Source organism: Allokutzneria multivorans, from assembly GCF_039537405.1.
In the GTDB taxonomy this organism is placed as follows: Bacteria; Actinomycetota; Actinomycetes; order Mycobacteriales; family Pseudonocardiaceae; genus Allokutzneria; species Allokutzneria multivorans.
On sequence record NZ_BAABAL010000013.1, the window covers coordinates 77,000 to 88,736 of the forward strand.

The window sequence follows — 11,737 nt, forward strand, 5'->3', positions numbered from 1 at the left end:
GTCAGAACTCCCTCTCACTTCGCGCGAGCGCGTCGCGCAGTTCAGCCTTCCCGCCGATACCGAGCTTGCGGTACAACCGGCTCAGCCGCAGCTCGACCGTGCGCACGTTGACGCCGATCTCTCCGGCGATCGCCGCGTTGGCCCAGCCCTGCGCGGCCAACCAGGCGATCCGGTTCTCCGACGCCGTCAGCGGCCGGCCGTCGACACGCTCCACCGGTTCGAGCGTGGTGATCCCGCTCTTCCGTCGCGGCGGCGCGCCCCAGGCGCGGAGCAGCTCAGCGTCCTCGATGAGCAGTCGTTCGGCGGCCGCGGTATCACCGCGCTCGCGGTGCGCGGAAGCTGCGACGCCCCGCCACGGCACCACCAGCGGGTTGGCGATCTGCTTGGCCAGCAAGTGCCGCCCGCACTCCACAAGATCGTCCAGCGCGCCACGGGCGTCGCCCCCGCGCAGCCGCACGCAGCCGCGCGCGTAGAGCAAGTGCGTCCACGGGATGCCCTCGTTGGCCCGCGACGGCATGTCGGTCACGAAGCGCGCGATGACCGCCTCGGCACGCTCGACCGCGCCGTCTTCCAGTGCTAGCAACGCTTCCACGGCGACCACGCCGGGCGCGAGCATCGGGTGCCAGTCGCGCAGGGACTGCGTGGCGACGGCGGAGGCGAAGGACCGGTTGGCCTCGTCGAGGCGCCCGGCGACGAACTCCACGCCGGAGCGCACGATCAACGTCAAGGCCTGCGGGCCCGCGACGCCCCTTCGCCTGGCCTCCAGCAGGATCCGGTCCAGCCCGGTGAGCGCGGTGTCGAAGTCCCCCGCCAACGCCAGCGCGCGGACCGCCTGGATCGACGGCGCGAGCGGCTCGGTCGTGTCGCCCCCGGGGCTCAGCGCCCTGGTGGCCAGCTCCTGGGTCCGCGCGAGGTCCTTGCCCAGGCAACCCACCTTCCACGCGAGCACACCCGCCTCGGTGCGGTCGCGCGGCTCCGACGGCAGCTGCGGCACGGTGGCCAGCGCGGCGAGGCCCACCTGTTCGCTGAGGTGCGTGGCCTCCGCGAGCCAGTGCATCGCCACCAGGCGGCCCAGCTCCGGAGTGCCACCGCTGATCGCCTGCGCCAGGGATCTTTGCGCGAGAAGGGATTCTCCGCGCAGTACGAGGTGGTCGGCGGCGAGCACGCGCTGCCCGGGATCGGCGGCGCCGCTGATCACCTGACCGAGGTGGCGCGCGCCGACCTCCGGGGCCAGCGCGAACTCCACGGTGCCCAGCTCCAGCAGCACGCGGGCACGCGCGGCGGGCTCCAGCGGCTCGGCCAGCGCGCGCTCCAACAGCTGCGCCGCCTCCGCCTGCCGACCGCCCTGCTGGTGCTCCGAAGCCGCGCGCCGCAGCACCTCCACAGCCCACGGGCGACCGATGGGGCGCGCGCCGAGCAGCATGCGCGCCACCTCAAGGTCAGCGATCGCCATGCGGTAGCCCAGATCGGCGGCTTCGGCGTGCAAGTTCTCGCGTTGCTCGCGGGGCATCGCGGCGAGGACGCTCTCCGCCGTGACGGCGTTGACCAGCCTGGGCACGGGGTCCTGGCGAACCAGGCCAACGCCCGTGAGCTGGTGCAGCGCATCGGCGGCAGACCGCGTCCTGAGCCCGGCGAGCGCGCAGATCTCGTTGAGCGGCAAAGAAGTCCCGCACACCGCGAGTGCGCCGAGCAGGCCGACGAGTTCCTCCGGCAGCACGGACATCAGCGCACGCACCTGCTCGCCGACCGCGCGCGCCGTGCTCAGCTCCAGCTCGGCCAAGTGCTCGGTGGACGGCTCGCAGTCCAGGCGCGCGAAGTGCCGCAGCACGGCCGCGATCAGCGCGGGATTACCGCCGGTGATCTTCGTGACGGCCTCGGCGAAGCCGGTCCGCACGGGCACCGCGCTCACAGCGCCCAGCACGTCGGCGACGCCGTCCCCGCTCAGCGGCGCGAGCGTGACCTTGCGAACGTTCGCCTCAACGCGACGGTTGGGCGGGCGCTGTCCCGTGGTGCAGAAGGAACCCGGGCGCAGCGCGGTGGTCACGGTGGACACCACGAGCAGCACCGGGCCGCCCCTCGCGCGCGTCACGACGCCGAGCCAGCGCATGGACAGCGGGTCGGCGTGGTGCACGTCGTCGACCAGCACCACGATCGGCACCCGGCGCGCGGCGGCGAGCAGCTCGCGGCACAACAGCTGGAGCAGCTCGGCCTCGCCGTCGGGCTCCGTCCACTCCGGACGTGTCCACAGTGGATGGTCGAGCGGGAAGACCCCGCGCAGGACCTGGATGATCACGCCGCAGTGCAGGGCGCTCTCGGTGGGCGAGCCCTGCGCGGTGGCGACGTGGATGCCGTTGGCCGAGGCCAGCTCGCCGATCTCGGCCAGCAGCGCGCTCCTGCCGGAGCCGGGCGCGCCCTCCACGATCGCCATGGCGGAGTGCCCGGTGTCGAGGTCGGTGATCATGCGCCGGATCAGGTCCAGCTCGCCCGCGCGCTCCAGCAGCACCTCGACCGCGCCGTCCGCTCGCCACTTCCGCCCGCCGCCTGGCAGGTGCGTGACGCCGTTGTCACTGGCCAGGGTCATGTGCGCTCCTCACCGAATCCAGCACTGAAGCAAGCTCCGCGCGCCCGGTCACCCCGAGCTTGCGGTACGCGTTGGTCAGGTGGACCTCGACGGTGCGCACGGTGATCCGCAGCGCGTCACCGATCTCCTTGTTGCTGCCGCCCGCCATCGCGAGCATCGCCACCCGGCGCTCGCTCCCGGTCAGCGTGTCCACCGGCGAGGCGATGTGCCGGTGCAGCCGCCCGCCCGCGTCCGCGTGCAGCTTGCCCGCCGCAGCACCGAGCGCCGTTGCTCCGCACCGCGTGGCCATGTCGAGCGCGCGCCGCAGGTGCGACCGCGCGGCCCGGGAATCGTCCTCCCGCAACAGCTGTGCACCCAGTCGGTACTCCGCGACGGCCACGTCAAGGCGCGCGATGTCGTCCGGCAGGACCGCCACCGCCTCCTCAAGCAGCTCCAGCGACCGCTTTCCCTTTTCCAGCACGCCACACGACAGCAACGCCAGGCCCCTGGCGCGCGGAGTTCCCCAGCGCTCCGCGACCTCACGCGCCTGCTCGACCAGCTCGCGCGCCTTCGAAGGCTGTTTCTGGTCGGCCTGGATGCACGCCGCGTCGACCCACCAGCGGGTGAGCACGGGGTTGGTGATGCCAGCCTCCGCGAGCACGGCGCCGCAGTTCTCCAGGTGTCGCAGGGCGCCGGGCAGGTCGCCGCGCGCACGGGACAGTCGCGCGCGGGTCTGGAGGTAGTGCGGCCATTCCCAGATGAAGCCCTCGAAACGATCGGACTGCACGGTGTCCAGCAACGCCTCGGCGCGGTCCAGCTCGCCGCGTTCGATGAGCCCGGCGGCCAGCGCGGTGCTCGGCAGGCAGGACACCAGGTGCTCGGACTGCTCGCCCGCCACGAGGGTCGCGGCCGTGGCGTCCGCCAGGGCCGCCGTGACGTCCCCTGCGGTGTGCAGCATGAGCGCGCGGGTGGCCGTCGACAGCGCGAGCGTCCAGCGCTCGCCCTTGTCCCGGCACGCGGCGACCAGAGCGTCCATTGTGGACAGTGACTCCGCCACCTCGTCGGCGAAGGACAGCGCGATCGCCGCGCTGTAGCAGGTGCGCGCCTCGGTGGTCACGCCCGCGCCGCGCAGTGCCCGCCGAGCCAGCGAGACAGCGTGCCCAGCGGGTTCGCGGGCCTCCGACGCGGCCAGCAGCGCGGTCATCGCCAGCGTCTGGCGCTCGGCGGCGGTCCTGCCCTCCGGCATCCCGATCCGCCTCGCGCGCTCGCGGACGAGGGTGATGCTGTCCTGTTCGGTCGAGCCGCACACCAGCAACGTCGACTCCACGAGGGCCAGCAGCTCCTCCGCCGCCTCGCCGCCCTGGTCCGCCGCAAGCTCGTCCGCGACCGCGCCGAGCACCTTCACGCCGTCCAGGGCGCCCCGCGCGAGCACAGCCGTCTGGCCGAAGCGCACCGCGATCCCCGCGCGCTCGCGCAGTGGAGCGGTCGCGGCCAGCGCGCGGCGCAGTTGGTCGAGGGCGGCATCGGGGTCGATCTTCGCCAGCGGCCCGGCCAGCGCGACCCGAGCCCGCGCGCGCTCAGCCTCATTTCCCTTCTCGCCCAACGATTGCAGAACTTCGGTGAGGTAGCGGACCGCAACGTCGTACGCGCCACGGGCTTCGGCGCGCACAGCGGCGGCGCGGAAGATGTCGACCATCCACCGCTCCACCTCGCCGGACAGCCCGAGCAGCTGCTCCGCCACCTCCTCGGCGGGCCGCCCGGCGTCGCTGAGCAGGCGCCCCGCGCGCGTCCGCAGCTGCCGCAGCCGTGCCTCCTCCAGCCGCGCGAGCACCGCGTCCCGGATCACCGCGTGCGCGTAGCCCGCCTCGCCGGGAACGGTGACGCCGATGCGGGAAAGCTCCTCCAGCGCGGAAACCACCACGCCCGGCTGCACCCCGGCGAGCGCGGCGGTCAGCCTGGTCGGCACGTCGTCGGCCGTGTCGCCGAGGATCGCGACCGCTTCGGCGACCGCGCGCACGTGCTCCGGCCTGCTCGCCAGCTGGGCGAGGACGGAGGCGGCGAGCACCCGCTCACCGAGCTGCTCCGCGCGCACCGCGCCCGTGGCGTCGGGCAGCACGCCTTCGCGGCTGAGCTCGTCGAGCAGTCGGCCGAGCACCAGCGGGTTGCCACCGGTGATCTCCGCACAGCCGTCGACGAAGCACGCGTCAGGGGTGTCGAGCAGGGCGCGCTCGGCGAACTCGGTGATCTCCGAGTGCGCGAAGGGACCCAGTTCCAGAACGCGGCACCGTGAGTGCGCGGCAAGCCACGTGAGCCCGGGAGCACCGGGCCCCTGCGTGTCCACGCGCTGCGCGAGCACGAGCAGCAGCGGCAGGTCGGTGGCCCGCCGCAGCAGGAACTCCAGCCAGTGCATCGACGCCTCGTCGCACAGGTGCGCGTCGTCGATCATCAGCACGAGCGGGCTGGCCGCGGCTCGGTCGGCCATGTGCCGGTAGAGCTCCTGGAAGACGCGGTAGGACAGCTCCTCCCCCTCAGCGCCGGAGGAGTCGAGGCCGAGCAGCGCGCGGGCTGCGGAGAAGCACCCGGAGTGCTCCTGGCAGGCGATGCGCAGCAGGCGGACCCGGCCGGAGACGGCCAGCGCGCGGCTGAACTCCTCGAGCAGCGTGGTCTTGCCCATTCCGGCGGTGCCGCGCACGAGCGCGATCCCGACCTCGCCGGAGACGGCGGACGCGGCGAGCGAGGACAGCTCGGCGAGCTCGGCGGCACGGCCGATCACCTCGCGCGCACGGGTCGTCGTCCTGACCGCCCGCTCGCCTGTGCTCGTCACGCTGGCCGACCTCCTAGCCGCCGGGCTGCCGACATCCCCTCACCGCACACCGAGCGTATCCGGGAAAACACCCAGAAGCGCCGAATGCGCTTGCGCCCGCCGAAAGTATCCCGGATGTCTCATCGGACAATGCGCTGACCACGCGAAAGCTTTTCCCACAACGGTTTCCCGAATAGTCGCCGCACCCGCGCAACCCCGCGCCGATGCTGGCAGCAGGCAGTTGATCTCGTTCCGGATAACAAAAGCTAATGTCGTTACCGGTGGATCGGTTGTCAACCGATCGGCCCCCCGTGGAAGGTCGGGCGCATTCTCCGGCCCACCCGGGCGAATGACGTGCCCGAATTCAGGCGATCAGTGGCGCCGCGGGGTCGGCGGCCGGGCTCAGGTCGGAGTAGAGCGGTTCGAGCGCGCCGTCCAGGAACAGCTCGCGCATCTCCACCCGGCGGACCTTACCGCTCGTGGTCCGCCGCACCGCTCCCCTGCGCACGAGGACGACGCCGCCGAGCGCGGAGCCGAGCCGCCGGTGCAGGCAGGCGCGGATCTGCTCGGCGATCTCGGCGAGGCGCTCCCGGCCGTAGCGCCCGCGCAGCTCCTGCACGAGCACCACGGAGCCGACCGGACCGCCGACCTTGATCGCGGCACCGACCGCGACGGCCTTGGGCAGCAGCGCGGCCACCTCGCGCTCCAGGTGGTGCGGGTAGAAGCGGCGCCCGCCGACCTCCAACGTCTCGGCGATGCGGCCGGTCACGTACAGCTCGTCCTCGTAGAGCACGCCGAGGTCGCCGGTGCGCACGTAGCCGCCGTCGCCGCACGCGGTCTCGACGTCGAAGACCCGACGCGACTCGGCCTCGTTCCGCCAGTAGCCGCTGCCGACACTGTTGCCCCGCAACCAGATCTCACCGATGCGGCCCTCGGGGAGCACTTCGCGGCTGTCGGCGTCGACGATGCGGATCGCGTAGTCGCGGACCGGCCCGCAGCTCACCAACTCGTGCGCGTCGGCGTGCTTCTCGGCTTCGCCCAGCGGAACGAACTCGTCCTTCTCCAGCAGCACGGCGTCGACGGAGCGCGCGGCGGGCGCGGCCTCACCGATCCCGGAGACGTACACGGTGGCTTCGGCGAGCCCGTACACCGGGCACGTCGTGGTGGCGCGGTAGCCGACGGCGGAGAACTTCGCCCGGAACTGCTCCAGGGTCAGCAGGTTGATCGGCTCGGCGCCGTTGAGGGCCCAACGCCAGCCCGAGAGGTCCAGCCGGGCAAGCTGCTCGTCGGTGGTCTGCTGCACGCACAGCTCGTACGCGAAGTTCGGCGCCGCGGACAGTTCGAGCCGATATCGTGAGATCAACTCCAACCACACGTGCGGGCGCTTGAGGAAGACCATCGGCGCGATCAGCACGCAGGTGCCGCCGGAGAGCAGCGGCAGCATCAGCTGGCCGACACCCATGTCGTGGTAGAGCGGCGCCCACCCACCACTGCGGACGCCTTCGTGCGCTCCCGTTGCCTCCCACAGGGCTCCGGCGTTGCTGACGAGGTTCCCGTGGGTGATCACCACGCCCTTGGGGTCGGTCGTGGTGCCCGAGGTGTACTGGATCAGCGCAGGGGTGTCAGCGCCGATGTGCGGCAACGCCCAGTCGTCGGCGTCGGCCAGCTCGATCGCGTCGGTGGCCAGCGGCGTGATGTGCGACCAGCCCTGCCCCTCAAGCCACGCTTCGACAGCGGGCAGCTGCGCGGAGCCGGTCAGCACGGTGGTAGCACCCGTGTCGATCGCGATTCCCGTGGTGCGCTTCATGTAGTGGTTGCCGCCAGCGGGCAGCGGTGCGGGCACGGCGACGATCCCCGCGTAGAGGCAACCCAGGAAGGCGCGGACGAACTCCGTGCCCGACGGGTAGGCGAGCAGGACGCGCTCTCCCGGGGCCACCCGCTCCAGCAACGTGGCGGCGACGCGTCGTGCGTCGTGGTCGAGCTGGCTGTAGGTGAGCGCGTCCTGTCTGGCCTCGGCGACGTCCTCCACCAGGACGACGGCCTGCTGGTCGCCGATCCACTCGGCATGGCCCCGGAGAATCTCGGTCACGCTGACTGACTGCTGGAACATGGTTGATCAACCCTCCGTGCCAGGCGGCTTGCTGAGTGGTGGGGACCTCCGGCCAGAGGGGCTGGGCGTCAGGCCCTGATGTCCTGCGCGATGACGCGCTCGACGTTGCGCTCGGCCAGCGCCGTGATCGTCACGAAGGGGTTGGCCCCGAGCGCGCCCGGGATCAGCGATCCGTCCGTGACGTAGAGGTTCTGGTAGCCCTTGACGCGGCCGTAGAGGTCGGTGGCCTTGCCGAGCACGCAGCCGCCGAGCGGGTGGTAGCAGAAGTTCGCGGCGAAGTTGTTCAGCCCGGAGCCGAAGAGGTCGTAGCGGTAGTCGGTGAAGTTGGCCTTGTTGATCCGGTCGAACAGCGACCGCACGGCCGCGACGGCGGGCTCGCTGTGCGCCTTCGTCCAGGTCAGCCCGAGCTTGTCGGTGACCCTGTCGAAGGTGAACGTGCCGCGCTCGGGTGTCTTGGCCAGCGCCAGGTAGAGGCTGACCCAGGTCTCGATCCCCGCGGGCATCGGCGCGATCTCGGCGAGCACCGGGTGGACCGGGTTGTTCCGGTCGTCGATGGCCATCACCGGGATGGTGGACTGTTTGGCTCCGGTGGCGTTCCAGAGGTGGTTGGCGCGGGCGGTCATCACGTTGCCGTTGGGCCCCCAGCCGCCGCCGACGTCGGCGCTGAGCGCGGGCAGCGCCCCGGTCTCCCTGGCGCGCAACAGGATCTCGGTGGTGCCGAGGCTGCCCGCGCCGAGGAACAGGTGCTTGCAGGCGATCTCCTTGCGCGCCAGCACGTTCCCGAGCCCGTCCGTCTGGTGGACGGTCAGGACGTAGGTGCCGTCGGACTCCTGGCGCAGCGCCTTCACGTGGTGCAGCGACTCGATGGTCACCTTGCCGGTGCCCAGCGCCGCCGCGAGGTAGCTGCGGTCGAGGCTGCGCTTGCCGTGGTTGTTGCCGTACATCACCTCGCCGTCGAGCGCGGACTTCGGCGCGGTGCCCTCGGCCTCCTTGCGCATGTGCGCGAAGTCGTAAACGTTCGGGATGAACACCGTGCCGAGCCCGGCTTTCTCCGCCGCCGCTCGCGACACCCGCGAGTACTGGTACCACTCGGTGCTCTCGAAGAAATCGGACGGAATGGTGCTGACGCCCAGTCCCGCATTCGCACGCGGGAAATAACGGTCGTACATCTCGTTCATGTCGACCTGCGGCAGCGCCTCCTGGAGGAAGTCGCGTCTGGGTGTCACCGCCATTCCGCCGTTCACCAGGGAACCGCCGCCGACACCGCGCCCGACGTAGACCGACATGTCGCCGAGGTTGACCTTGTCGAGGACGCCGGCGTTGGGCTCGACGTCCTTGTTGACCACGTCCAGCCACAGGAAGCTGCCCAGCGGCGCCTCGGTGCGCTTCTTGAACCAGGTCGAGCGGCTGTCCGGGTTGGTGACCTTGCAGAAGACCTTGCCGTCCGGGCCCGGCTTGTCCCACAGCCTGCCCATTTCCAGCATCACCGTGGTGACACCGGCCTCGCCGAGGCGCAGGGCCGACACCGCGGCGCCGTAGCCGGTGCCGATCACCACGGCGGGCACGAACGAGCGACTTCCCCTCGGCTGCGCGCCCGCCGAGGGGGCCAGGGAGACCGTCGTCGCTCCGGCGGCTGCGGCGGCTCCCAACGCGGCCATTCCCAAGAAGCGACGACGGTTGAAGTCAACATTCCTCGACAAGGAATCCTCCTGGCCACCACACCTACCCGGACAACGTGAGATTCACGCTATCCACGTTCTTTTAGTGTTTCCCCCACTCTTTCCAGGTCACCAAGTGACCGGAAGCTTGTGCACCCCGTAAAAAACCATCTCGTCACGGAAGGACAGCTCTTCAACGGGAACGGCCAGGCGCAGTTCCGGGAAACGGCGCACCAGGGTCTCGAAGACGATCTGGAGCTCGATGCGGGCCAGTTGCTGGCCGATGCACTGGTGCGGACCGAAGCCGAATGCCAGGTGCGCCGAGGGGCGCCTGGTGATGTCGAAGGTGTCGGGGTCGACGACGAGCGCCGGGTCGAAGTCGGCCGCGAGGGCGTGCACGACGACCTGCTCACCCGCGCGGATGAGCACACCGCCGATCTCCACGTCCTCGGTCGCGAGCCGCTCGCCCCCGTACTGGCCGATCGTGAGGAAACGCAGCATCTCCTCCACGGCCGTGCTGACCAGTGAAGGATCGTTGCGCAGCAGGGAGAACTGGTCCTGACGGTTGAGCAGCAGCGCCGAGCCGAGGCCGATCATGCAGGCCGTGGTGTCGTGCGCGGCGATCAGCAGGGTGCCCGCCGCGGTGATCAGGAACATGTCGTCGATGACGCCCTCCGGGTCATCGGTGCCGATCAGCGCGGAGATCAGGTCGTCGCCCGGGTTGGCCCTGCGCTCCTGCACCATCTGGAACAGCATCCCGCCGAGCCGCATCCCGGCCGCCTGCGCCACCTCGGGGTCGGGGTTGACACCCATCACCGCTTCGGCGATCTCCTGGAACTCCGGCCGCTGCTCGACAGGGACGCCGAACAGGTCGGAGATCACCATCGACGGCACCGGGACGGCGAAGGAGCTGACCAGATCGGCGGGTGGGCCGAGCCGCTCCATCTCGTCCAGGTGCTCGTCGACGATGCGCTGGATGTTCGGCCGCAGCGCCTGCATGCGCCGCACGGTGAACTCCTTGGCCAGCAGCTTGCGGTCGGCGGTGTGGTCGGGGGCGTCCTGCCACAGCAGGCTCCCCCGGCCGGGCTTCGCCGTGACCACACCGTCCTTGGTGTGCAGGGCTCGCGGCACCTTCACGCTGAAGCGCGGATCGCGCATGGCGGCGCGCACCTCGGCGTGCCCGGTGATCAACCACGCCTCGTCCCCGCTGGGGAAGGTGGCCCTGGTGACCGGCGCGCGGTCGCGGACCTCGGCCAGGCCGGGCGGCGGGGAGAACGGGCACGTGCGGGTCCTGGGGACGGCGATGACGGTCTCGGACACGGTGTCCGCCTTTCGAACGGGATGCGGTGTGGTCAGCCGGAGAGGTCGGAGAGCCCTCTTCGCGTGGCGTTGACCAGCGCGGACATGTTGCCCGCCGGGTGCACGTTGTCGCGCATCATCTGGTGCAGGTTGCCGATCTCCTCGAACTCCCCGCACGCCGAAAGGCACGGGTCGAGCAGGCCGGTGCCGACGAGGCTCACGACCTCGCGGAACTGCTGGGTGTTGGCGCCGTGCGAACCCTGGAGCCGCTTGGAGCGCATCCACAGGTGGCGCAGGTCGACGTCGCCGTTGTAGCCGGAGGTGCCGCCGCAGATGACGACCATGCCGCCGTTGTCGCACAGGTACATCGAGGTCGGCAGGGTGTCCTGGCCGCTGTGCTCCAGCACGATCGCCGGAGACCTGCGCTCGCCCAGGATCTCCCAGATCTTCTTGCCGATCCCGCGCGCTCCGGTCAGGAACTTCTTCATCCCGGCGGCGTCGGTGGTGTCGGGCAGCCGGCCCCAGTGGTCGAAGTCGCGGCGGTTGATCGTGCCGACCGCGCCCAGGGAGCGGCAGTACTCGGCGCGCTCCTCGTCGGAGACCACCGCGATGGGCAGGCCGCCGAAGATCTTCACCAGCTGCACGGCCATCGAGCCAAGGCCGCCCGCTCCGCCCCAGATCAGCACGGGGTCGCCGGGCTTGACGGTGTTGCCCTCCCAGCCCAGGAGCTGCCGGTAGGCGGTCGGCCCGGTGAGCATGAAGCAGGCCGCCTCCTCCCACGTCAGGTCCTTGGGCTTGGGGTGGCACTGGTAGTCGTCCACGCGGCAGAACTGGGCGAAGGAGCCGTAGTTGCTCTCGTAGCCCCACGCGGTGGCCCCGGCCGAGACGATGTAGTCGGTGCCGAGCCGGATGTCCTCGGCGGTCTCGTCCCACTGGCCGCCGGACACCACGACGTGATCACCGACGGAGACGTTCTTCACGCCGTCGCCGACCGCCCACACCACGCCGGAGGCCTCGGAGCCGCCGACGTGGAAGTCCTCGGTCTGCCCGGCGGCCTGCCGCATCTTGATCACGTCGATCGGCATGCCCAGCGCGGCCCACACGTTGTTGTAGTTGATCCCCGCGGCCATCACGTAGACCAGGACCTGGCCCCTGCCGACCGCCGGGGTGGGGATGACCTCCGTGCGGAAGGCCTGCTTCGGCGGCCCGAAGCGGTCCTGGCGGATCACCGACGCGTACATGGTCTCGGGCACCTCGCCGAGCGGGGGCACCTCGCCGAGCTCGTAGAGCGACTTCGTCATGGCCTT

6 protein-coding genes are annotated in these 11,737 nt (G+C 71.1%); all 6 read right to left on the bottom strand.

Annotated features, from left to right (window positions below; genetic code table 11):
• Nucleotide 1: 1 nt before the first annotated feature.
• Nucleotides 2-2,581, bottom strand: coding sequence for an AAA family ATPase (locus tag ABD798_RS18745; protein ID WP_344876515.1), 2,580 nt, complete (start codon nucleotides 2,579-2,581; stop codon nucleotides 2-4).
• Nucleotides 2,565-5,384, bottom strand: coding sequence for a helix-turn-helix transcriptional regulator (locus ABD798_RS18750; protein ID WP_344876516.1), 2,820 nt, complete (start codon nucleotides 5,382-5,384; stop codon nucleotides 2,565-2,567). Before ABD798_RS18750 ends, ABD798_RS18745 begins: the two co-directional genes overlap by 17 nt.
• 343 nt (nucleotides 5,385-5,727) lie before the next feature.
• Nucleotides 5,728-7,452, bottom strand: a complete 1,725-nt coding sequence (locus ABD798_RS18755; protein ID WP_344876518.1) for a fatty acyl-AMP ligase — start codon at nucleotides 7,450-7,452, stop codon at nucleotides 5,728-5,730.
• A gap of 89 nt (nucleotides 7,453-7,541) precedes the next feature.
• A complete protein-coding gene (locus ABD798_RS18760) occupies nucleotides 7,542-9,131 on the bottom strand; it encodes a GMC oxidoreductase (protein ID WP_344876640.1) in 1,590 nt (529 codons plus the stop codon).
• A gap of 129 nt (nucleotides 9,132-9,260) precedes the next feature.
• A complete protein-coding gene (locus ABD798_RS18765; protein ID WP_344876520.1) occupies nucleotides 9,261-10,451 on the bottom strand; it encodes a cytochrome P450 in 1,191 nt (396 codons plus the stop codon).
• A gap of 32 nt (nucleotides 10,452-10,483) precedes the next feature.
• Nucleotides 10,484-11,731 (bottom strand): crotonyl-CoA carboxylase/reductase, encoded by a 1,248-nt coding sequence (gene ccrA / locus ABD798_RS18770; RefSeq protein ID WP_344876522.1) that lies wholly within the window; start codon nucleotides 11,729-11,731, stop codon nucleotides 10,484-10,486.
• Nucleotides 11,732-11,737: the final 6 nt, after the last annotated feature.